This is a genomic window from Streptomyces sp. BE303 (assembly GCF_036290945.1).
In the GTDB taxonomy this organism is placed as follows: domain Bacteria; phylum Actinomycetota; class Actinomycetes; order Streptomycetales; family Streptomycetaceae; genus Kitasatospora.
Map to the genome: position 1 here is coordinate 1 of NZ_JAQYWZ010000352.1, position 22,888 is coordinate 22,888.

The window sequence follows — 22,888 nt, forward strand, 5'->3', positions numbered from 1 at the left end:
AGCGTCCTGTTCGCCATGCTCCGCGACGGCACCCTCTACGAATCCCGAACCCCAGCCGCCACCCCCGCCGCATGACCACCCCCAACAGCACCAAAACCGGCACCACATCCTTGACGAAGGACATAGAGGCACCCCCCCCGACCGGCAGGGCCGGTGGGGCGTACGACGCGGCGGCCGGGGCCCGGCCGCACCCTCCACCACCCGAGCGGCAGGGTGGGATCCGTCACGGGCGGGCCCGCCGGGCGAGCCGGAGGCCGCGCCGGGGCTTGCGGTTGCCGCAACGGAAGCCCCTACCGTCCTGACCAGGGCCGGACCGACCGGCCCGGTGGGACACGTGAGGAAGAACGCATGGCCGCCTGGCCCATCGCCGACGTCGCCCGGATGTCCGGCGTGACCGCCCGGACGCTGCGGCACTACGACGAGATCGAGCTGCTGCCGCCCGCGCGGATCGGCCCCAACGGCCACCGCTACTACGAGGAGCGGGACCTGTTGCGGCTCCAGCAGATCCTCGTGCTGCGGGCGCTGGGACTGGGGCTCTCCGAGATCGGCCGGATCCTGGCCACCCAGGTGGACGAGCTGGAGGCCCTGCGCGGCCACCACCGGCGACTGCTCGCCGAGCGGGACCGGCTCGACGCGCTGGCCGGGACCGTCTCCCGCACGATCACCGAACTGGAGCGATCCAGGAAGGACGGCACGCCGATGACCGAGATCAACCGGCCGGAGAACCTCTTCGAGGGAGTCCGGCCCACCGACTACGAGGAGGGTCTGCGCGAGTTCCCGGAGCTCGCCGAGGCCGCCGGGCGCGTCACCGCCGCGATGAGTCCGCAGGAGGTCGAGGCCGGCCAGCGGCTGCGCACCGCGCAGATGGTCCGGCTGGCCGAGCTGATGGTCGCCGGCCGGCCCGTCGACGACGGGCCGGTGCGGGCGGAGATCGAGGCGCAGCACCGGGCGCTGACCGGGATCCGGCCGGTGCCGGTGGAGGAGTTCCGCGCGATGGGCCGGGCCTGCGTGGAGAACGAGCCGTGGCGGGCGGCGTACGAGGCGATCGCGCCGGGCCTGGCCGCGTACCAGCGGGACGCGATCGAGGCGTACGCGGCGACGCTGCCGGCCTGACCGGCGGGGCGGGCGCGGGACGGGCGGACGGGGCCCCTCCGCGCCCGCCCGTCCCGCGCCCGCTGCCCGTACCCCTTTCCCGCCCTCTTGCCTGCCGTCCACCACGAGAGCACCATCTCGTCATGGCTATGACATGTTCCGGCCCGGACCCCCCGGCGCCACGGGCCCTTCTCCGCTCCTCGAACCCTTGATCTAGGCTGGTGACGTGCTCATACTCGTTCGCCGTCGCCACGTGGACCTGCTCCGCGTGACCAGCATGTCCTGTCGACGCTCCAGCTGAACCTCGCACCCTCCCACCCTCAGCGCGGCCCCTGCCGGCCGTTCCCCCTCCCCGACCCCCGGGCACACCCGCCGCACCAGGCGCGTCCCCGGCGTCCCCGGTCACCACCGGAACGGGTCGGGACGAGACCCAGCGGATGTCACCCATGACGCAGCAGCACCCCACCACCCCCTCCGTCGAGCACGAGACCGCAGCCCCGGCCGCAGCCGTCGCCACGACCGCAGCGGCAGCATCCGGGACCGCCCCCGGGACGGCGCCCGCCCTGCTGGACAGCCTCCCGGTGATCGACCTCTCGCTCGCCGGTGGCAGCCCCGAGGACCGCACCCGGCTGCACGACGAGCTCCGCGCCGCCGCCACCGACGTCGGCTTCTTCCAGCTCGTCGGCCACGGCGTCCCCGCGGACGAGACGACCGCCCTGACCGCCGCCATGCGGGCCTTCTTCGCCCTCCCCGAGGCCGACCGCCTCGCCGTCGCCAACCTCAACTCCCCGCACTACCGCGGCTACACCCGGACCGGCGACGAGCGCACCGGCGGCAGCCAGGACTGGCGCGACCAGCTCGACATCGGCGCCGAGCTGCCCCCGCACGTCCCCGCCCCGGGCGAGCCCTCCTACTGGTGGCTGGAGGGCCCCAACCAGTGGCCCGAGGCGCTCCCGGAGCTGCGGACCGCCGCCCTCGGCTGGATCGACCGGCTCGGTGACGTCGCCCGCCGGCTGCTGCACGAACTGCTCGCCGCGATCGGCGCCCGCCCCGACTTCTACGAGCACGCCTTCGCCGGCCACCCGCACCTGCGGCTGAAGCTGGTCCGCTACCCGGGCACCGCCCCCGACGGCGCCGGCCAGGGCGTCGGCGCGCACAAGGACTACGGCTTCATCACCCTCCTCCTCCAGGACACCGTCGGCGGTCTCCAGGTGGAGCGCTCGGACGGCAGCTTCCTGGAGGTCCCGCCGATGGAGGGCGCCTTCGTGGTCAACCTCGGCGAGCTGCTGGAGGTCGCCACCGACGGCTACCTCAAGGCCACCAGCCACCGCGTGGTCAGCCCGGCCGGCGCCCGGGAGCGCTTCTCCGTCCCCTTCTTCTACAACCCGCGGCTCGACGCCCACGTCGAACCGCTGGACTTCCCCCTCGCCCACCACGCCCCGGGCGCCACCCAGGACCCGGCCAACCCGCTCTACGCCGACTTCGGCTTCAACGAGTGGAAGGGATACACGAGGGCCCACCCCGAGGTCACCCGCCGCCACCACCCCGACCTCGTCGACACCGCCACCCGCTGACGCCGACGCGACCGTCCACACCGTCGGCACCACCGCTGCCACGACCGCCGGGCCCGCGCTCCCCACGGAGCGCGGGCCCGGCGCCGTACCCGGACTCCCCGGGCGGCCGGGGCGGCCGGGGCGGCCGGGAGGCGGAAGGCCGGGGCGGCGGCAGTGGACCGGGTGGCACAGCGGTGTCACACTCGCGGTGTCACAGTGACGGTGCGGGATGCGGCGGGCGCGGAGCGGGAGGCGGGGGTGGAGGTGCGGCTGACGGTCGACGAGTTGGCGGCGCGGGCGGGGGTGACCGTCCGGACGGTGCGGTTCTACGGGACGAAGGGGCTGCTGCCGCCGCCGGTGCTGGGGGCCCGGCGGGTCGGGTGGTACGGGGCGGAGCACCTGGACCGGCTGGGGCTGATCGAGGAGTTGCAGCGGCAGGGCCTGACCCTGGCCGCGATCGAGCGGTACCTGGGGCGGCTGCCGCACGACTCGACCCCGCTGGACCTGGCGATCCACCGGGCGCTGGTGGCGTCGTGGACGCCGGAGACGCCGGAGGAGGTGGGCCGGGTGCAGTTGGAGCGGCGGGCCGGGCGGGGACTGTCCGAGGAGCAGGTGGACCGGCTGGCCGCGATGGGGGCGCTGGAGCGGACGGCGGACCCGGACGTGTTCCGGGTGGACCCGGGACTGCTGCCGCTGGGCGTGCGGATCCTGGACGTGCCGATCCCCCTGGAGACGCTGCAGGCCGCGCGCGCGGTGGTGCTGGAGCACAGCCGGGCGACGGCGCGGGAGTTGCAGCGGCTGTTCCGGGAGACGGTGTGGCGGCCGTACCGGGAGAGCGAGCCGGCTCCGGACGAGGTGGAGCGGATGAAGGCGCTCACGGGCCACATCCGGCCGATGGTGGCGCAGGCGCTGGTGACGGCGTTCCAGCGGTCGCTCCGGGAGGAACTGGGCGAGGCCGCGGAGGACGGGGCCTCGCCCAGCTGACGATACGTCAGTCCTTGAAGGTGCGGCCTTCGGCGGCGATCCGCTCCAGCAGGGCCGGCGGCGCGAACCGCTCGCCGTACGCGGCGGCGAGTTCGCGGGCGCGGGCCGCGAAGCCGGCCGGCCCGCCCGGGTAGCCGTTGACGTACTGGAGGACGCCACCCGTCCAGGCCGGGAAGCCGATGCCGAGGATGGAGCCGACGTTGGCGTCGGCGACGGAGGTGAGCACGCCCTCCTCCAGGCAGCGGACCGAGTCCAGCGCCTCGCTGAACAGCATCCGCTCCTTGAGGTCCTCGAAGGGGACCTCCACCGAGGCCCGGGTGAAGTGCTCGCGCAGACCCGGCCAGAGCCGGCCGCGCCTCCCGTCCTCGCCGTACTCGTAGAAGCCGGCGCCACCGCTGCGGCCGGGGCGGCCGAACTCGTCGACCATCCGGTCCACCACCGCGTCGGCGGGGTGGGCGTTCCACTCGCCGCCGGCCGCCTCGACGGACCGCCGGTACTCGTCACGGATCTTCCGCGGCAGGGTGAGGGTCAGCTCGTCGAGCAGTGACAGCACCTTGGCGGGGTAGCCGGCCTGGGCGGCGGCCTGTTCGACGGTGGCCGGGTCGACGCCCTCACCGACCATCGCCACGCCCTCGTTGAGGAACTGGCCGATCACCCGGGAGGTGAAGAAGCCGCGCGAGTCGTTGACCACGATCGGCGTCCGGTCGATCTGCCGGACCAGGTCGAAGGCACGGGCCAGCGCCTCGTCCCCGGTCTGCGGGCCGCGGATGATCTCCACCAGCCGCATCCTGTCGACCGGCGAGAAGAAGTGCAGGCCGATGAAGTCGGCGGTGCGCTCGACGCCCTCGGCGAGCAGCCCGATCGGCAGCGTGGAGGTGTTGGAGCAGAGCAGCGCGTCCGGGGCGACGACGCCCTCGATCTCCTGGAACACCTTGTGCTTCAGCTCGGGGTTCTCGAAGACGGCCTCGATCACCGCGTCGCAGCCGGCCAGGTCGGCGGCCTCGGCGGTGGGCGTGATCCGGGCGAGCAGTTCGTCGCGCTGCGCCGCGGTGGTGCGACCGCGGGCCACCGCCTTCGCCAACAGGCCCTCGGAGTAGGCCTTGCCGCGCTCCGCGGCCTCGACGGTGACGTCCTTGAGCAGCACCTGGAGGCCGGCCTTGGCGCAGGCGTGGGCGATGCCAGCGCCCATCATGCCGGCGCCGAGGACGGCGACCTTGCGGACCGTCCGCTTCTCGAAGGAATCCGGCCGGCCGGCACCGGAGTTGACCGCCTGCATGTCGAAGAACAGGGCCTGGATCATGTTCTTGCTGGTCTGTCCGCAGGCCAGCTCGGTGAAGTAGCGGGCCTCGATGACCATGGCCGTGTCGAGGTCCACCTGGGCGCCCTCGACGGCGGCGGCGAGCACGTTGCGCGGCGCCGGGTAGGGGGCGCCGGCCAGCTGCTTGCGCAGGTTGGACGGGAACGCGGGCAGGTTGGCGGCGAGCGCCGGGGTGCTGGGCGTACCGCCGGGGATCCGGTACCCCTTGACGTCCCAGGGCTGGACGGCGGTCGGGTTCGCCTCGATCCAGGCACGCGCCCGGGCGGTCAACTCCTCCGGGGTCTCCACGAGTTCGTGGACCAGCCCGTTGTCGAGCGCCTGCGCCGGCCGGTACTGGCGGCCCTGCAGCAGCACCTTGAGCAGCGCGTCGGTGATGCCGAACAGCCGTACCGTGCGGACGACTCCGCCACCGCCGGGCATCAGGCCGAGGGTGACCTCGGGCAGGCCGATCCGGCTGGCGGGCGTGTTCAGGGCGATCCGGTGGTGACAGGCGAGAGCGAGTTCCAGGCCCCCGCCGAGCGCACTGCCGTTGATCGCGGCGACCACCGGCTTGCCCAGGGTCTCCAGGGCACGCAGGGCGCGTTTGATGCGCATCGACTTCTCGAAGACGGCGGCGGCGTCCTCGGAGCGGGCGACGGAGAGCAGCTTGAGGTCGCCGCCCGCGAAGAAGGTCTTCTTGGCGGAGGTGACGACGACGCCGCGCAGTTCCTCGCCGAGGCCGGCCAGCCGGGCGACGGTTGCCTCGAAGTCGGCCGTGAAGGCCTCGTTCATGGTGTTGACGGACTGGGTGGGGTCGTCGAGGACGAGGGTGACCACGCCGTCCTGGTCCTGCTCCCAGCGGATGGTGGTGTCAGACATGGGATCTACGTCTCCAGGAGGGGGGTCAGATGCGCTCGACGACGGTGGCGATGCCCATACCGCCGCCCACGCAGAGGGTGGCCAGGCCGTAGCGGAGGTCGCGCCGCTCCAGCTCGTCGATCAGGGTGCCGAGGATCATCGCGCCGGTGGCCCCGAGCGGGTGGCCGAGGGCGATCGCGCCGCCGTTGACGTTCACCTGCTCGGGCGAGAAGCCCATCTCGCGGATGAACCGCAGGGCGACGGCCGCGAAGGCCTCGTTGATCTCGACCAGGTCGATGTCGGCGGCGGTCAGTCCGGCCTTGGCGAGCGCCTTGCGGGTGGCGGGGGCCGGACCGGTGAGCATGATGGTCGGCTCGGAGCCGGAGACGGCGGCGGAGACGATCCGGGCGCGCGGGCGCAGCCCGTACCGCTCGCCGATCCCGCGGTTGCCGATGGCGACGAGGGCCGCGCCGTCCACGATGCCGGAGGAGTTGCCGGCGTGGTGGACGTGGTCGACGGCCTCCACCCAGTGGTACTTCTGCAGGGCGACGGCGTCGAAGCCGCCTGCCTCGCCGATGGTGGCGAAGGAGGGCTTGAGTCCGGCCAGCGTCTCGACGGTGGTGCCGGGGCGGATGAACTCGTCGCGCTCCAGGACGAGCAGGCCGTTGCGGTCGCGCACCGGGACGACCGAGCGGTCGAAGAGGCCGTCGGCCTGGGCCTTGGCCGCCCGGGCCTGGGACTCGGCGGCGAAGGCGTCGACGTCGGTGCGGGAGAGGCCCTCGATGGTGGCGATCAGGTCGGCGCCGACGCCCTGCGGGACGAAGTAGCCCTCGTAGTTGGTCATCGGGTCCATCGCCCAGGCGCCGCCGTCGGAGCCCATCCTGACCCGGGACATCGACTCGACGCCGCCGGCCAGGACGAGGTCCTCCCATCCCGAACGGACCTTGGCGGCGGCCAGGTTGACGGCTTCGAGACCGGAGGCACAGAAGCGGTTCTCCTGGACGCCGGCCACGGTGTCGGGCAGGCCGGCCGCGATGGCGGCGATGCGGGCGATGTCGGAGCCCTGGTCGCCGATCGGGCTGACCACACCGAGCACGATGTCGTCGACCGCCGCCGGGTCCAGGTCGGGGAAGCGGCGGCGCAGTTCGTGGATCAGGCCGACGACGAGGTCGATCGGCTTGGTGCCGTGCAGCGAGCCGCCGGCCTTGCCCCGGCCGCGCGGGGTGCGGATCGCGTCGTAGACGTACGCTTCGGTGGTCACGGTGAGGAGCCTTTCAGACGCGGAGGGTTGCACGGGTGTCCGGGCGGTCGGAAGCCGGTCGGAGCGAGGGGCGGACGGTCAGGCGGACGAGCGGACGGCCGGCGGCGGGCCGGCAGTGGAGCGGGCGGGCGCGGTCAGCCGAGGAGGGAGCGGCCGACGATCTCCTTCATGATCTCGGTGGTCCCGCCGTAGATGGTCTGGACACGGCCGTCGGTGAACGCCCGGGCGACCGGGTGCTCGGTCATGTACCCGTACCCGCCGTGGAGTTGGAGGCATCGGTCGGCGGTCCGCTTCTGCAGTTCGGTCGCCCACCACTTGGCCATCGAGGCGTCGGCCGGGGTGAGCGCGTAGCGGTTGTGCTCGGTGATGCAGCGGTCGACGAAGGCCCGGGTGACCGCGCACTCGGTGGCCAGTTCGGCGATCTCGAAGCGGACGTGCTGGAGCTTGGCCAGCGGCCGGCCGAAGGCCTCGCGCCGCTTGACGTACTCCGTGGTGATCTCGACCAGGTACTCGGCGCCGGCGATCGCGGCGGCCGCGATGGTGAGCCGCTCCTGGGCGAGGTTCTGCATCAGGTGGACGAAGCCCCCGTTCAGCTCGCCGAGCAGGTTCCCCTTGGGGACGCGGACGTCCTGGAAGAACAACTCGGCGGTGTCCTGGGCCTTCTGGCCGATCTTGTCGAGGTTGCGACCGCGCTCGAAGCCCGGCATCCCGCGCTCGACCACCAGCAGGCTGAGGCCGTGCGAGCCGCCCTCGGGGGTGGTGCGGGCGACCACGACCACCAGGTCGGCGAGGATGCCGTTGGAGATGAAGGTCTTGGCGCCGTTGAGCAGGTAGTGGTCGCCCTCGTCGACCGCCCGGGTGCGGATGCCCTGGAGGTCCGACCCGGTCCCGGGCTCGGTCATCGCGACGGCGGTGATCAGCTCGCCGCTGCAGAAGCCGGGCAGCCAGCGGCGCTTCTGCTCCTCGGTGGCGAGCGAGGTGAGGTACGGGCCGATGATGTCGTTGTGCAGGCCGAGCGCCAGTCCGGAGGCGCCGGCCCGGGCGAACTCCTCGGCGAGCACGGCGGCGTAGCGGAAGTCGGCGGTGCCCCCGCCGCCGTACTCCGCGGGGACGGCGAGCCCGAGCAGACCCTGGCGGCCGGCGGCCAGCCAGGCCGCGCGGTCGACGATGCCGGCCTTCTCCCAGCGGTCGTAGTGCGGCTGCACCTCCTTGGCGAGGAAGGACCGGACGGTCGCCCGGAAGTCCTCGTGCTCCTCGGTGAAGAGATCACGTTGCACGGTGGGCTCCTTGGGGGGAGGGGTCGAGGGGGTGGCGGCCGGGCGGGGGCCGGGGAAGGGGCGAGCCGTCAGCCGGCGCCCGGGGGTCCGGCCGCCAGGGAGGGCACGCCCCAGTCGCGGGCGACCTCGGCGGTGTCGGCGCCCGGGCGGGCGGGCGGGCGGCGCAGCGCCCCCGGGGTGGCGGAGAACCGCGGGGCGGGCGCGGGCTGGGTGACGCCGTCCACCTCGACGTAGGTGGAGCGGCTCACCAGGTGTGCGTGCGAAGCGGCCTGACGCATCGTCAGGACCGGTTCCACGCAGGCGTCGGAGCCGGTGAAGACGGCTTCCCACGCGGCCCGGGTGCGGCTCGCGAACCGGGTGGCGATGCGGGCCCGCAGCTCGGGCCAGCGGTCGGTCTCCCACTGGCCGGGCGCGTCCGGGCCGAGCTCCAGCAGTCGTGCGAACTCGGCGTAGAACTGCGGTTCCAGCGCACCGACCGCGAGGTGGCCGCCGTCGGCGGCCTGGTAGACGGCGTAGAACGGGGCGCCGCCGTCGAGCAGGTTGGTGCCCCGCCGGTCCTGCCACCGGCCGGCGGCGAGCAGGCCCTGGAGGACGGCGGTGAGGTGGGCGGCTCCGTCGACGATCGCGGCGTCGACGACCTGGCCGGCGCCGGTCGCGCGGGCGTGGTGGAGCGCGGCGAGCAGGCCGACGACCAGGTAGAGCGAGCCGCCGGCGTAGTCGCCGAGGAGGTTGGCGGGGACGGCGGGCGGCTCGTCCGCGCCGCCGCCCGCCCGGCCGACCAGGCCGAGCACCCCGGCCACCGCGGTGTACCCGATGTCGTGGCCGGCCCGGGCGGCCAGCGGCCCCTGCTGCCCCCAGCCGGTCATCCGGCCGTACACCAGCGCCGGGTTGCGGGCGTGGCACTCCTCGGGCCCGACGCCGAGGCGTTCGGCGACGCCGGGGCGGTAGCCCTCGATCAGCAGGTCGGCCCGGGCGGCCAGGTCGAGCACCCGCGCGGGCCCGTCGGCGGACTTGAGGTCGACCACCACCGAGCGCTTGTTGCGGTTGGCGACGTCGTACGCCGGCTCGATGCCGAGCGGCGAGGGCTCCGGGCGGTCCACCCGGACCACGTCGGCGCCGAGATCGCCCAGCAGCATGGCGGCGAAGGGGCCGGGGCCGATCCCCGCGAGTTCGACCACGCGGACCCCGGCCAGCGGGCCGCCGTTCCCACGCACACCACCGTCACGCACGGGCGCCCCTGCCCCTCCGAGGTCTGACAGTAAAGCTGTCACACCCGCGATGATAGGGAAGCGACCCGTCGGTAACAAGACCTTCGGACCCGCCCCGCCCGGTGCCGCACGCCGGTCGGACCGGAGCCTGCCCGGGGCCGCCCCGCACCTCCCGCTCCTCCCCCGGAACCGTGCCCTCCCCGCCGGATCCCCCTGGCGGGGGAGGCGGATCCCGTTCACGGAGGACGCGCCGGCGGTCCCCCGCGCGGGAGCGTGGCCGCATGACCTCGACGACCGCGCTCCGTCCGGCCCCGGCCCCCGCCGCGCCGCCCGTCGGCCGGGTACGCGCCGCGGCGGCCGTGGTGGCCGTCGCCGCGACCCTGCCGTACCTCGCCCTCAAACTGCTCTGGCTCACCGGCCACCCGGTCGGGGCCGGTGACGCCGACGCCATGGACGACCTGTGGCTGGTCAACCTGCTCACCTTCGGCATGGACGCGATCGCCGTGGTGCTCGCGCTGTCCTTCGTCCGGCCGTGGGGCCGGCGGGCCCCGGCCGGGCTGCTGGCCTTCCCTATGTGGGTGGCCACCGGGCTGCTCGGCACGATCCTGGTGGCGCTGCCGCTCTTCCTGCTCACCACCGTGGTGCTCGGCCCCGAGGAGCCCGCGGCCGGTGCCGACGACGGGCCGAGCGGCTGGATCTTCCCCGTGGTGTACGGCGGGTTCGCCGTCCAGGGCCTGGCCCTGATCACCGGGTTCCTGCTGTACGCGCGGCAGCGCTGGGCCGGGCTGCTGCACGACCGGATCGGCGACCTGCCCCGCTCCCCCACCCTCACCGTCCAGCGGACGTTCGCCTCCGTGGCCGCGCCGCTCGCCGCCGGGGTGGCCTCGGCCCGCCTCTACTGGGCCTTCGGCGGGCACGCCGGGCTGCCGCTGGAGTGGCGGGAGCAGCACAGCCGGGGCGTCGCGGTGATGGACGGGGTGACCGCCGCGGCGGCCGTAGCGGCGGCGGTCGCGCTGCTCCTCCTGGTGTTCCGGATCCGGCCCGGGTGGCGGCTGCGGGTGCCACTGGCGGTGGCCTGGACGGCGGCCGGGTCGATCTTCGGCTGGGGGTCGTGGCAACTGGTGGCGTTCGGAACGACCACCGAGGTGGCCGGGCTCGGCCGGGCCGTGCCCGGGCTGCTCCCGCTGGTGGAGTCGGCGCAGGTGGTGACCGGCCTGCTGGTGCTGACGGTCGGCGCGATCGCCCTGGTCGAACGCGCGGCGGCGCTCCGGGGGACCGCCCGGAAGGCGCCGGACCTCGGCCGCTCCCGTACTGCTGACGTAGAGTCTGCGCAGTGATCACGGGGGCGAGCACGGGGGCGAGCACGGGGACGGACGCGGACGCGGGCGCGGGGAAGCGACCGGGGACGGGCGCCGGCAGGGGCGCGGCGGTACGGCGGGCGGCGGGTGCGCTGTTCGGGCGGCGGGCCCGGCTGCGCTGGGTGCACCTGGTCCTGGGCGGCGCGCTGCTGATGCCGTACTGGATGCTCTCGGCCGTCGTCCTGGGCAGCCTCGACCAGCGCAACGGCCCGCTGCGCCAGCTCCTGCTCCACTTCGCCGCCCTGGGCCTGTCGCTCCCGATGGCCGCCGTCACCGCGCTGGTGCCGATCGCCCGGGCCCTGGAGGGCGCCGCCGCGCGGGCGCTCTGCACGCCGGCCCGCCCGGACGAGGTGGTCACCGGCCCGGCCCGGTCCTGGGCGGCCCGGCGGCGGACCGCCGCCTGGTACGTCCTGCACGTGCTGTTCGGCGGCGTCGTCAGCGGCATGACGCTGGCCGGGGCACCGTTCGCGATGGTGCTGCTGTTCTCCCCCACCGGGCTGGAGGAGCTGGTCCGGTTCTGGGAGGACCGCGGCTTCCCCGGCTGGCTGCCCGGCCCGCTGACGGGCCTCGCACTGCTCGCCCTGATCGTCTCCACCAGCGCGGGCCTCGGCGCGCTGCTCGCCCGCTGGGCGCCCGTCCTGCTCGGCCCGACCCCGGACGAACGCGTGGCCGCCGCCGAACGGCGCGCCACCGTCCTCGCCCAGCGCAACCGGCTGGCCCGCGAGCTGCACGACTCGGTCGGGCACGCGCTCAGCGCTGTGGGCATCCAGGCCTCGGCCGCCGCCCGGGTCCTGCGGACCGACCCGGACTTCGCCGCCGAGGCGCTGGCGGCCATCGAGGAGACCGCGCGCGGCGCGGTCGCCGAACTGGACGCCGTCCTGGGCCTGCTGCGGGAGGAGGACAGTGCGGAGGCCGGGCCCGCCGGGCCCACGCTCGCCGGGCTGGACGACCTGCTGCGCCAGCTGGCCCGCACCGGGCTGACGGTCGACGCCGAGCTGTCCCCCGGCCTGGACCGGCTGCCGGCCGCGTTCTCCCGCGAGGCGTACCGGATCGTCCAGGAGGGCCTCACCAACGTGCTCCGGCACGCCGGCCCCGCGCCCGCACGGCTGCGGGTCGGACCGGTCGGCGGGCGGCTGGAGATCGAACTGACCAACCCGGTCGGCCCGGCCCGGCCCAGCCGCCCCGGCGGCGGGCGCGGGCTGCGCGGGATCGGCGAGCGGGCGGCGGCGCTGCGCGGCGGCTGCGAGGCCGGGCCGGCGGACGACGGGACGACGTGGCGGCTGGCCGTCTGGCTGCCGGCAGGAGGAGAGCGATGAACGTTGCGAGCACCGGAGGCGCCGTGAACACCGCAGTCACCGAGGGCACCCGGGGCATCGGCGATCCGGCGGGCGGCACCGTCCGGGTGGTGATCGCCGACGACGAGCGGCTGGTCCGGACGGGCCTGCGGGTGGTGATCGACGCCGAGCCGGACCTCACCGTGGTCGGCGAGGCCGCCGACGGCGCCGAGGTCGTGCCGCTGGTGCGCCGACTGCGCCCGGACGTGGTGCTGATGGACGTCCGGATGCCCGGCATCGACGGCATCCGGGCCACCGAGCAGCTGGTCGGCGGCATGGCCGACCCGCCCAGGATCCTGGTCGTCACCACCTTCGAACACGACGACCACGTCTACGACGCGCTGCGGGCGGGCGCCGCCGGGTTCCTGCTGAAGCGGGCCCGCGCGGAGGAGATGGTGCAGGCGGTGCGGCTGATCGCGCGCGGCGACTCGCTGCTCTTCCCGGCGGCCGTGCGCGAGCTCGCCCTCCGGTACGGCTCGGCCGACAAGCCCACGGAGCGGGACCGCGGACCGATCGGGCGGCTCACCGAGCGGGAGGGCCAGGTGCTGCGGCTGATGGCGGCCGGGCTCAACAACGGCGAGATCGCCGCGAAGCTCGTCGTCAGCCAGGAGACGGTCAAGACGCACGTCGGCAGCGTGCTCGCCAAGCTGGGCGCCCGGGACCGCACCCAGGCGGTGATCGCGGCGTACGAGTCGGGCTTCGTCCTGCCGGGCTGAGCCACCGGGGCGGGCGGGCCGGCGAGCGGGACGTTTCTTCCACCCCGGGCCTACCGGCGGGTAGAGTGCGGCCTTCGCCTCCCGACCGTCCGATACCTCCCGTATCGCCTGAAACGAACTGGTGACCGTATGTCAGTCCGGACCAGCCCGGCGCTCTGGTGGCGCCTCGGCATCGTGCTCTCGGCAGGCCTCGGCCTGACCCTCCAGACCGCGCCGCTGGTGTACTTCACCATCCAGAGCAACGTGATCGTGCTCGGCTACTTCATCGGCGCCGTCTACTGGATGGTCAAGCGCGGCACCGTCGACGCCCCCGCACCCCGGCTGCGCGGCGCCGCCACGCTGTACATCCTGATCACCGGCCTGGTCTCGCACGTCCTGCTGGAGCACGGCGCCAACCCGCTGCCCGGGCTCTTCGACGGGCCGGACAAGCTCCAGCACTGGTCGTCGTTCTTCCTGCACTACGTCACGCCGGTGCTGGTCATCGCCGACTGGCTGGTGCTCCGGCCGCGCAACGCCTCCTCCTGGCGGGACATCCCGCTCTGGCTGGCGTTCCCGCTCGGCTACGCGGGGATCGTGCTGGCCCGCAACGCGCTGTTCTCCAACTACCCGATGCCGTACCCCTACTTCTTCTTCGACCCGACGACCGAGGGGTACGGCTACGTCTGGGGTCAGATCGCGCTGCTGACGGTCGAGTTCGTCGTCCTGGGGGCCGTCGTGGTGGGGCTGGACCGGCTGGGCACCCTGGTCGCCGGCAAGCTCCGCCGGACCGCCCTCCCCTCCGGGGCCTGACCGCGCCGCTCCCCCGCCCCGCCCACACCCGTCCCGTCCTCGCGGCGGCCGGCCCGGACCCCGCTCAGATCCTCCAGGAGCGGACCCGGTCGGCCGCCGCGAACACGTCCGCCCGCCCCTCGCCGATGTCCCGCGCCAGCTCCACCAGCGCGCCGTACGGCGGGTCGATGCCCTCCCCGGCCGCGTGCATGTACGCGGCCGTGGTCATGCAGGCGTAGAGGTTGTTGCGCACCGGCAGCGGCCTCAGCAGCACGATGGTGTGCATCAACGTGGCCGCGCACCAGGCCGGATCGGCGTCGTGGCCGAGCTGCGCGGTGTTCACCCGGTGCCGCGCGACGGCCGCCTGCAGCGCCGAGTAGTCGCGCACGCTCAGGTCCTCGGGCGAGGCCTGCTCCTGGATGTCGAGCAGCCAGCGCAGATCGACGCGCAGCAGCATCATCGCGGCACCCTTCCCGCCCCGCCCGCCCCGGCCGCCCGGCCCGCGCCCCTACGCACGCTCACGCCGCCGGCGCGTCCTCCGGGAACGCCTCGTCGAACTCCTCCCGGTGCGCGTTCCAGAACGCCACCGCGTGGTCGACGAACACCCGCCGCTGCTGCTCCCGCACGCTGAGGTCGTGCACGTACGCCTTGACGCTCTTCCCGTCGGCGGCCGCCGCCTCGCGGATGGCGGCGAGCTCGTGCTCCGTGTACTCGATGTTGAGCGCTGGCATGGCGCCGATGGTACTGGAGCGTACGGGAGTTGGGTACCGGACCGGCACCGCGCGGACGGCACCGGGGCCGCGGTGGCCGGCAGCCCCGCCGACCGACGGGCGGGGCTCGTCCGCGGGATTCACGGCCGTACGCCTCCGGGCGGAGGCGGGGCGGAGGCGGTGTACCTCTGGGGTCCCGGTGGGGACCGCCCTGCGGGTGGACGTGCGGACGTGCGCCGGATCCGTACCGTCGGTCGTGGGCGGCGGAGGGGTTCCGCGGGGGAGGCCCGGACCTGGGGGCGGGGTCCGGTCCGGGTTTCAGGGGTGGCGGGTTCGGCGACGCCGCACGGGGGGCGGGGGTCGCGGCGACGGCGCCGGCCTCGGGAGCGGGCGCGGGCGGAGGAACCGGACGGCCGCCGCGACTCGGCGCTCACCGAGGCCCGGCGGATCCTCGCCGGTCCGGCCGGGTAGCACCGCACCCACCGCCGCAGCCCACCCGCCCCGGCACACACCGCAGCCCGCTGCACGCAGCACGAACGCCTGCGGGCCCTCGGCGGCGGAGGCCGCGGCACGCAGGACCCGGCACGACAGAGGCACCACCCGAGCAACCGGAGACGGACGATGAGGCACAGGAACACCCCGGCCAGGACGACCGAGCGGCGCACCCGGCCCCGCGCCGCGGCCAGGACGGCGGGAGTCGCGGCAGTGGCGCTCGCGGTGACCGCGGGGGCGGTCGGTGCGGCCCGGGCCGCACCCGCCGCGGCGGACGACGCGAGGCGGCCGGGCGTCGGCCGGCTGGCGGGCGCCTGGCAGGTGGACGGCTACGGGACGATCGTCGAGTTCACCGGAACCGCGCTCACCACCTACGACGTGACCCGGATCAGTTGCACCCCCGGCCGGGTGAGGGCCGAGCAGGTCGGCCCCCCGGGGCCCGGCGGGGCCGTCAGGTTCGGCTCGCCCGGCAAGGCCTACGGCGAGCTGACGGTCACCCCCGACGGCCGCAACCGGGCCGTGTACAAGGACGACGGGGCCAGCGCGACCAAGGACCTGGCCCGGCTGCCGGGCGGCCTGCCGGCGCTCTGCCGCCGGCCAGCGCCGCAGGACCCTTTCTCGGCCTTCGACCGGTTCTGGGCGACCTTCGAGGAGAACTACCCGTTCTTCGCCGCCAAGGGCATTGACTGGCACGCCGTCGGAGCCACCCAGCGGGCACGGATCACCGCGCAGACCACCGACGACGATCTCCAGCAGATCTTCGTCGACATGCTCCGGCCGCTCGGGGACGCCCACACCGCGCTGGCCCGCAAGCGGGCCGACGGGGGGCTCGGTGCCGTCTTCGCCGGTCAGCGGCCGGGCACCCGGGAGCCCACCGACGAGGTGCAGGAACTGGCGGCGAAGGCCGTCGGCGCCCAACTGATCGCCCCGGAGCGGACGTTCGGCCGGGGAGCGCTGGGCGTCGGCGAGCTGCCCGGCGGGATCGGCTACCTGCGGGTGAGCGCCTTCGACGGGTACGTCGACGACGGCGGGTACCCGGCCCACGCCGCCGAGCTGGACCGGGCCCTGGACACGCTCCTGGCCCGCCCCGGGCAGCTGCACGGTCTGGTGATCGACCTCCGGCTGAACGGTGGCGGGTCGGACGAGCTCGGGCTGCGGATCGCCGCCCGGCTGACCGACCGGCCGTACCTCGCCTACCGCAAGGTCGCCCGGAACGACCCGGCCGACCCGACCCGCTTCACCGCCCCGCAGCACGTCCCGGTCCGGCCGGCCGCCGCGACGCGGTTCACCGGCCCGGTGGCCCTGCTCACCGCCGGTTCGACGGTGAGCGCGGGCGAGACGTTCACCCAGGCGCTGATGGAACGGCGCCCGGCGGCGGTCCGGATCGGCGAGAACACCCAGGGCGTCTTCTCCGACATCATGTTCAAGCCCGTCTCGGACGCGTTCACGGCCGTCCTGCCGAACGAGAAGTTCCTCACCCGTGCCGGCACCACCTTCGACGGCCCGGGCATCCCGCCGGACATCGCGACCCCGGTCTTCACCGACGAGGAGCTGAGCCTGGGACGGGACTCCGCCCTGACCACCGCCCGACGCGTCCTCGGCGGCGCTCCCCGCGCGGAGTAGGTGGTGGACCCGCCACCCTGCGGGTCCACCACCCCGGCGCGCCACCACCCCGGCGCACCGGTGTCTCGGCGCACCGGCGTCTCGGCCCGGGCGCCGACCCGCGCCGACCGGGCCGAGACACCGATCGTCACATCGGCTCCACCCTCCTCAGCTCGCCGTCCAGCTCCAGCCAGCGGGTGATCCCGAGGCCGCGCAGGAACGGCAGGTCGTGGCTGGCCACGACCAGGGCGCCCCGGTAGGCGGCGAGCGCCTGGGTGAGCTGGCGGACACTGGCCAGGTCGAGGTTGTTGGTCGGCTCGTCGAGCAGCAGCAGCTGCGGCGGCGGGTCGGCCAGCAGCAGCGCCGCCAGCGTCGCGCGGAACCGCTCGCCGCCGGAGAGCGTGGCGGCGAGCTGGTCGGCCCGGCCGCCGCGGAACAGGAAGCGGGCGAGCCGGGCCCTGATCGCGTTGTCCCCGGCACCGGGCGCGAACAGCTTGACGTTCCCCGCGACCGTCAGGCCGTCGTCCAGCAGGTCGAGCCGCTGCGGGAGGTGGCGCAGCGGCACCGGTGTGGTCACCTCGCCCTGCAGCGGGGCGAGTTCACCGGCGATGGTGCGCAGCAGGGTGGTCTTGCCGGATCCGTTGCGGCCGACCAGGGCGATCCGCTCCGGTCCGCGCAGGTCGAGGTCGGCGGTGGCGCCGTAGGGCAGTCGGACCTTGTCCAGGGTGAGGACGGTGCGGCCCGCCGGAACGGCGGTACGGGGCAGGTCGATCCGGATCTCGGCGTCGTCCCGGACCGCCTCCTCGGCGGTGGTGAGCCGGCGCCTCGCCTCCTCCAGTCGCTCGGTGTGCATGCCCTGGAGGCGGCCGGCGGTCTCCTGGCCCTGGCGCTTGAGCTTCCCGGCGAAGATGTGCGGATCGTTGCGGGTGACCGAGCGCTTCCTGCCGTAGCTCGCGCTGCGATCCAGCTTGGTCCGCGCCTCGGTGAGGTCCCGCTTCTGGCGCTCGACGTCGGCCTCGGCGCTGCGCAGGAGCCGCTCGGCCGTCTCCTGCTGGGCGGCGACGGTGCGCTCGTACTCGGCGAAGTTGCCGCCGTACCACGAGACCTGCCCGTCCCTCAGTTCGGCGATCTGGTCGACGTGTTGCAGCAGCTCGCGGTCGTGGCTGACGATCACCATCACGCCGCCCCAGCCGGCCACCGTCTCGTAGAGCCGCTCGCGGGCGGCCCGGTCGAGGTTGTTGGTCGGCTCGTCGAGCAGCAGGACGTCGGGACGGCGCAGCAGCAGGGCGGCGAGGCGCATCAGCACCGCTTCCCCGCCGGAGAGTTCGCCGGTGGTGCGGTCCAGGTCGAGCCGGTGCAGGCCGAGCCGGTCGAGGAGGGCGCGGGCGCGCTCCTCGACGTCCCAGTCGTCGCCGACCGCGTCGAAGTGGCGCTGGTCGGTGGAGCCGGCCTCGACGGCGTGCAGGGCCTCGCGGACGGCCCGGACGCCGAGCGCCTCGTCGACCCGCAGGGCGGTGTCCAGGGTGAGGCCCTGCGGCAGGTAGCCGATCTCCCCGGCCGCCTTGACGGTGCCGGAGGCGGGGGTGAGTTCACCGGCCAGCAGCCGCAGCAGGGTGGACTTCCCGGCGCCGTTGAGCCCGATCAGTCCGGTGCGCCCGGGGCCGACCGCGAGGTGGAAGCCGTCGAGGACGGGCCTGCCGTCCGGCCACTCGAAGGAGAGGTCGGTGCAGAGGAGCGAGGTGGTGGGTTGTGCCATGGAAGCCTCCCGGGCATTGCCGGACGTGGCCGGTCACCGGCCGTGGTCGTGGAGCGGCCCGACGGCCGTCCGGCGGGGACGCGGCCGTGGAACGGCGGCGTCGCGGAACGGCGGTGCGGTCGCGGGGCGACTCGGGGTCGCAGGGCAACACGGGAGACACCGCGGGGGGGAGGCGGAGGCCGGAAGGGGTGGGCCGGAAACGGGCGACCGGGGTCGTCAGCAGGACGGGGGACGCCGGGTCGGCTCACCACTGAGGTCGGGCACTCGCACACTCACGGACCGCGGGCAGCGACATGGCTGCGGCGCGGCGGGGGCGGTGTCTCGGGACCTCAGTAGAGCAACGGCCTTCTCCTGTTCTGGCGGGCTGACGGGGACCACGCTACGAAGGCGCGCAGGGCCGTGCAACCGGTTTTCCCCCGACGGTCCCGCCGACCGGGCGCCGACGTGGGGATCCACCGCTCGCCCACCGATCCGCAGGCCGCCCCGCCCCCCTGCCACCAGCTCTGCCACCTGCTCTGCCACCTGCCCTGCCGCCCGCCCCGGCGTTCCGTCGGGCGTTCCGTTGGGCGTTCCGTGCCGATCGCGTGCCGATCCGGTGACAGCCGCGCCCCGGACCGCTCCGGGGACCGGGACCGGTCCGCACCGCGTGGCAGACTCCTCCCCTGCCACAACCGCCACACCCGCGGGCCTCCGGGCCGCGCGGCGCCGTGGCGTGCATCCACAGGGGGAACTGAACACATGTCACCGATATCCCGGGCGACGCGCGCCGCGCTGGGCGCCTCCGTCGTCGCACTGACCGTGGTCGTCGCGACCGCGTGCGGCCCGGAGAACACCGACCCGGTCGCGGCGCCGACCGCCGCGGCCACCGCCGGAACCACCGACAAGCCGGGTGCGGCGCCGCTCAAGCTGCCCAGCGTCGACGAGCTGAAGAAGTGGAACTTCGACGACTGGGACAAGTGGGCCCAGCAGAACGTGATCACCCCGGCCGTCAAGGGCTACTGGGACCTGCAGAAGATCCTGGAGGCCAAGCCCTACAAGCCGGGCCCGGGCGGGCAGCCCACCGCGCAGCCGACGGCCGCCCAGCCCACCGGCGCGGCGCCCACCCAGCCGCCCGCGCAGCCCACGGCCCAGCCCAGCCGGCCGGCCCAGCCGACCACGCAGCCCCCGGGGGACGGCGGCAACGACCCGCAGCCGAAGCTGATCGAGGAGAAGCCCGTCCCGCACCCGTTCGCGAAGCAGTACCACGTGAACGGCAAGCTGTTCTTCCAGAAGGGCAGCGAGGAGTACGTCTGCTCCGGCACCGTGGTCTCCGACCCGGCCAACCCCGGCCGGAGCAACCTGGTGTGGACGGCGAGCCACTGCCTGCACGGCGGCAAGGGCGGCAAGTACCACACCAACATCACCTTCGCCCCGGCGTTCAACAGCACCGGTGCGCTGAGCGGCGGCAAGCAGGGTTCCCTCGCGCAGGCCGAGCCGTACGGCGAGTGGGGCGCGGTCGCGGGCGTGATCGCCCCGCAGTGGGCGGGCGAGGCGGACCCGGAGAACGGCGGCCCGTGGAGCCAGTACGACTTCGGCATCCTCCGGGTGGCCAACCCGGACGGCAGCGGCAGGTCCCTGGAGGAGGTCGTCGGCGGCTCGGTGCCGATCTGGTTCAACGCCCCGCGCGACCAGATCACCGCCGTGAGCAGCTACGGCTACCCGGCCGGCAAGCCCTTCGACGGCATGGAGCTGGAGCACTGCGACAGCGGGAAGCCGGCCCGCCGCTCGATGGACCCGGCCCGCCCGACGATGCTGATGACCGGCTGCAACGGCACCGGCGGCGACAGCGGCGGCGGCTGGTTCACCACCAAGGACGGCAAGCAGGTGCTGGTCTCGGACACCTCCATCGGCGGGTCCGACAACACCTGGGAGGCCGGCCCGTACCTGGACGACGTGGCCCAGCACGCGCTGGACTACTTCTCCAAGAAGAGCAAGTGACCTCGGGCACGTTCTGAGCCCGCCCCCGCCGGGGCCGCAGCACCTCCGCTGCGGCCCCGGCGGCGTTCCCGACGGTCCCGGACGGCAGTTCCCCCGCACCCCTCGCACGCGCCCCCGGCCGGCGGTCCCCGGCCTCCCCCGCACCGGCCCCCGCGGCCCGCCTAGAATCGGGTCCATCATGAGCGCCACACTCGTCGTCAAGGACCTCGCCGCCGGCCACGGCGAGCGCACCCTCTTCTCCGGCCTGGACCTGGTCGTCGCCCCCGGCGACGTGATCGGTCTGGTCGGCGTCAACGGGGCAGGGAAGTCGACCCTGCTCCGCCTGCTGGCCGGCCTGGACACCCCCGAGGGCGGCTCGCTGCGCCTCAGCCCGGCCTCCGCCAACATCGGCCACCTCCCCCAGGAACCGGAGCGCCGCCCGGGCGAGTCGGTCCGCGACTTCCTGGCCCGCCGGACCGGGGTCGCCGCCGCGCAGGCCGAGCTGGACGAGGCCACCCAGGGCCTGGTGGACGGCGTGGCGGGCGCCGACGACGCCTACGCGTCGAGCCTGGACCGCTGGCTGGAGCTGGGCGGCGCCGACCTGGAGGAGCGGGCGGAGGAGGTCGCCGACTCGCTCGGGCTGAAGGTCTCCCTCGACCTGCCGATGACCGCGCTCTCCGGCGGCCAGGCCGCCCGGGCCGGTCTCGCCTCGCTGCTGCTCTCCCGCTACGACGTCTTCCTGCTCGACGAGCCCACCAACGACCTCGACCTGGAGGGCCTGGAGCGGCTGGAGTCCTTCGTCAAGGGTCTGCGCGCGGGCACCGTGCTGATCAGCCACGACCGCGAGTTCCTGGCCCGCACGGTGACCAGGGTGCTGGAGCTGGACCTGCACCAGCAGCAGGTCAACCTGTACGGCGGCGGCTACGACGCGTACCTGGAGGAGCGCGCGACGGCCCGTCGGCACGCCCGTGACGAGTACGAGGAGTACGCCGACACCAAGGCCGGTCTGGAGGCCCGGGCCCGGATGCAGCGCGGCTGGATGGAGCACGGCGTGCGCAACGCCCGCCGCAAGTCCTCCGACAACGACAAGATCGGCCGCGCGATGCGGACCGAGTCCACCGAGAAGCAGGCGTCCAAGGCGCGGCAGACCCAGCGGATGATCGAGCGGCTGGACGTGGTCGACGAGCCCCGCAAGGAGTGGGAGCTGCGGATGGAGATCGCCACCGCGCCGCGCTCCGGTTCCGTGGTCGCCACCCTGCGCGGGGCCACCGTCCGGCGCGGGGACTTCGTCCTCGGCCCGGTGGACCTCCAGATCGACTGGGCCGACCGGGTCGCCATCACCGGCGCCAACGGCGCCGGCAAGTCCACCCTGCTGGCCGCACTGCTCGGCCGCCTCGAACTCGACTCCGGCAGCGCCGCCCTGGGCTCCGGCGTGGTGGTCGGCGAGGTGGACCAGGCACGCGGGCTGTTCCTCGGCGGGGAGCCGCTGTCCGACGCGTTCGCCGCCGCCGTACCGGAGTTGTCGCCGGAGGAGGTGCGCACCCTGCTGGCCAAGTTCGGCCTGAAGGCGGTGCACGTGAGGCGCCCCGCCGGCACCCTCTCCCCGGGTGAGCGGACCCGGGCCGCGCTCGCGCTGCTCCAGGCGCGCGGGGTGAACCTGCTGGTGCTGGACGAGCCCACCAACCACCTGGACCTGGCCGCCATCGAGCAGTTGGAGTCGGCGCTGGCCTCCTACACCGGCACGCTGCTGCTGGTCACGCACGACCGCCGGATGCTGGACACCGTCTCGGTGAACCGGCGGATCGAGGTCGGCGGGGGCCGCGTGCAGGAGAGCTGAGGCGCCCGGCCGTCCGGGCGCGAGCACCGGTCCGCGCGACCGGCCCGGGGATGTGGTCCGAACCTGACCCCTTCCCCGGCCGGTCGTCATGTGCTGTGCTGTCGCCCATGGTTGACAGCACTGTGGCAGCCGGGACGCCGTACCCGAGCGTCCCGCTCCGCCCGATGACGGTGCCCGCCCACGAGGCCGGGGCACGGAGCAGGTCCTTCCACGACGTGATGGCGCAGCGCCGGACCGTCCGCGACTACTCGACCCGTCCGATCCCGGACGACGTGGTCGAGTGGGCGATCCGTACCGCCAACACCGCGCCGAGCGGCGCGCACGTCCAGCCGTGGCGGTTCGTGGTGATCACCGACCCGGAGCGCAAGCGGCGGCTGCGCGAGGCCGCCGAGGCGGAGGAGCGCGAGTTCTACGCCCACCGGGCCTCCCCGGAGTGGCTGGCCGCACTGGCGCCGATCGGCACCGACTGGGAGAAGCCGTTCCTGGAGGACGCCCCGGCCGTGATCGTCGTCTTCGAGGTGCACAAGGGCCCCAACTCGCCACGCCCGTACTACACCAAGGAGTCGGTGGGGATCGCGGTCGGCCTGCTGCTCGCGTCGCTGCACCAGGCGGGCCTGGCCACTCTCACCCACACCCCGAGCCCGATGAAGTTCCTCAACGAGGTGTGCGAACGGCCCCTGGAGGAACGGGCCGCCTACGTGATCCCGGTCGGTTACCCCGCCGAGGGGGCGCGCGTGCCGGATCTGCAGCGCAAGGAGCTCGACGAGGTGCTGGTGCGCCTCTGACGCGCCCCCGGGCGGTGCCGCCGCGCGGCGACGGCCGGTGGTGA

Annotated in this window: 18 protein-coding genes; 11 read left to right on the forward strand and 7 right to left on the reverse strand. The window is 74.6% G+C overall.

Annotation, left to right across the window (positions count from 1 at the left end; genetic code table 11):
* Positions 1-348: 348 nt before the first annotated feature.
* From PUR56_RS05625 to PUR56_RS05635, 3 genes are all read left to right on the forward strand, one after another.
* Positions 349-1,113 (forward strand): MerR family transcriptional regulator, encoded by a 765-nt coding sequence (locus tag PUR56_RS05625; protein WP_329948081.1) that lies wholly within the window; start codon positions 349-351, stop codon positions 1,111-1,113.
* A gap of 542 nt (positions 1,114-1,655) precedes the next feature.
* The gene (locus PUR56_RS05630) at positions 1,656-2,666 is read left to right on the forward strand and encodes an isopenicillin N synthase family dioxygenase (RefSeq protein ID WP_329948122.1); all 1,011 of its coding nucleotides are present in this window, start codon (positions 1,656-1,658) and stop codon (positions 2,664-2,666) included.
* Between the two features lie 195 nt (positions 2,667-2,861).
* Positions 2,862-3,629 (forward strand): MerR family transcriptional regulator, encoded by a 768-nt coding sequence (locus tag PUR56_RS05635; protein WP_329948082.1) that lies wholly within the window; start codon positions 2,862-2,864, stop codon positions 3,627-3,629.
* A gap of 7 nt (positions 3,630-3,636) precedes the next feature.
* Here the strand turns inward: PUR56_RS05635 and PUR56_RS05640 are convergent, their stop codons facing one another.
* The 4 genes from PUR56_RS05640 to PUR56_RS05655 all read right to left on the reverse strand — a co-directional run bounded on the left by PUR56_RS05640 (position 3,637) and on the right by PUR56_RS05655 (position 9,551).
* On the reverse strand, positions 3,637-5,805 hold the full coding sequence (locus PUR56_RS05640) for a 3-hydroxyacyl-CoA dehydrogenase NAD-binding domain-containing protein (protein WP_329948083.1): 2,169 nt from the start codon (positions 5,803-5,805) through the stop codon (positions 3,637-3,639).
* 25 nt (positions 5,806-5,830) lie between these two features.
* The gene (locus PUR56_RS05645) at positions 5,831-7,045 is read right to left on the reverse strand and encodes an acetyl-CoA C-acetyltransferase (RefSeq protein WP_329879370.1); all 1,215 of its coding nucleotides are present in this window, start codon (positions 7,043-7,045) and stop codon (positions 5,831-5,833) included.
* 134 nt (positions 7,046-7,179) lie between these two features.
* The gene (locus tag PUR56_RS05650; RefSeq protein ID WP_329948084.1) at positions 7,180-8,322 is read right to left on the reverse strand and encodes an acyl-CoA dehydrogenase family protein; all 1,143 of its coding nucleotides are present in this window, start codon (positions 8,320-8,322) and stop codon (positions 7,180-7,182) included.
* A gap of 68 nt (positions 8,323-8,390) precedes the next feature.
* A complete protein-coding gene (locus tag PUR56_RS05655) occupies positions 8,391-9,551 on the reverse strand; it encodes a CaiB/BaiF CoA transferase family protein (protein ID WP_329948085.1) in 1,161 nt (386 codons plus the stop codon).
* Positions 9,552-9,811: 260 nt separating this feature from the next.
* On the opposite strand from PUR56_RS05655, the gene PUR56_RS05660 reads away from it, so the two are divergent.
* From PUR56_RS05660 to PUR56_RS05675, 4 genes are all read left to right on the forward strand, one after another.
* On the forward strand, positions 9,812-10,867 hold the full coding sequence (locus PUR56_RS05660; RefSeq protein ID WP_329948086.1) for a hypothetical protein: 1,056 nt from the start codon (positions 9,812-9,814) through the stop codon (positions 10,865-10,867).
* Positions 10,864-12,204, forward strand: coding sequence for a sensor histidine kinase (locus tag PUR56_RS05665; protein WP_329948087.1), 1,341 nt, complete (start codon positions 10,864-10,866; stop codon positions 12,202-12,204). Before PUR56_RS05660 ends, PUR56_RS05665 begins: the two co-directional genes overlap by 4 nt.
* On the forward strand, positions 12,201-12,938 hold the full coding sequence (locus PUR56_RS05670; RefSeq protein WP_329948088.1) for a response regulator transcription factor: 738 nt from the start codon (positions 12,201-12,203) through the stop codon (positions 12,936-12,938). Before PUR56_RS05665 ends, PUR56_RS05670 begins: the two co-directional genes overlap by 4 nt.
* A 129-nt stretch (positions 12,939-13,067) precedes the next feature.
* Complete coding sequence (locus PUR56_RS05675) at positions 13,068-13,727, forward strand: Pr6Pr family membrane protein (protein WP_329948089.1); 660 nt, start codon at positions 13,068-13,070, stop codon at positions 13,725-13,727.
* 64 nt (positions 13,728-13,791) lie between these two features.
* Here the strand turns inward: PUR56_RS05675 and PUR56_RS05680 are convergent, their stop codons facing one another.
* Together PUR56_RS05680 and PUR56_RS05685 are read right to left on the reverse strand one after the other, a co-directional pair.
* On the reverse strand, positions 13,792-14,163 hold the full coding sequence (locus PUR56_RS05680) for a toxin Doc (protein WP_329948123.1): 372 nt from the start codon (positions 14,161-14,163) through the stop codon (positions 13,792-13,794).
* A 61-nt stretch (positions 14,164-14,224) separates the two neighbouring features.
* Entirely contained in the window at positions 14,225-14,437 is a 213-nt protein-coding gene (locus PUR56_RS05685; RefSeq protein WP_329879377.1) for a hypothetical protein, read from the reverse strand.
* Between the two features lie 600 nt (positions 14,438-15,037).
* Here PUR56_RS05685 and PUR56_RS05690 point away from each other — a divergent pair.
* Complete coding sequence (locus tag PUR56_RS05690; protein WP_329948090.1) at positions 15,038-16,531, forward strand: S41 family peptidase; 1,494 nt, start codon at positions 15,038-15,040, stop codon at positions 16,529-16,531.
* Positions 16,532-16,658: 127 nt separating this feature from the next.
* On the opposite strand, the gene PUR56_RS05695 is transcribed toward PUR56_RS05690, so the two are convergent.
* On the reverse strand, positions 16,659-18,266 hold the full coding sequence (locus PUR56_RS05695) for an ABC-F family ATP-binding cassette domain-containing protein (RefSeq protein WP_329948091.1): 1,608 nt from the start codon (positions 18,264-18,266) through the stop codon (positions 16,659-16,661).
* Positions 18,267-19,004: 738 nt separating this feature from the next.
* Here PUR56_RS05695 and PUR56_RS05700 point away from each other — a divergent pair.
* The 3 genes from PUR56_RS05700 to PUR56_RS05710 all read left to right on the forward strand — a co-directional run bounded on the left by PUR56_RS05700 (position 19,005) and on the right by PUR56_RS05710 (position 22,844).
* Entirely contained in the window at positions 19,005-20,243 is a 1,239-nt protein-coding gene (locus PUR56_RS05700; protein WP_329948092.1) for a trypsin-like serine peptidase, read from the forward strand.
* Positions 20,244-20,421: 178 nt separating this feature from the next.
* Complete coding sequence (locus tag PUR56_RS05705; RefSeq protein ID WP_329948093.1) at positions 20,422-22,059, forward strand: ABC-F family ATP-binding cassette domain-containing protein; 1,638 nt, start codon at positions 20,422-20,424, stop codon at positions 22,057-22,059.
* A 107-nt stretch (positions 22,060-22,166) separates the two neighbouring features.
* Positions 22,167-22,844: a nitroreductase family protein gene (locus PUR56_RS05710; RefSeq protein WP_329879382.1), complete on the forward strand. Its 678-nt coding sequence runs from the start codon at positions 22,167-22,169 to the stop codon at positions 22,842-22,844.
* Positions 22,845-22,888: the final 44 nt, after the last annotated feature.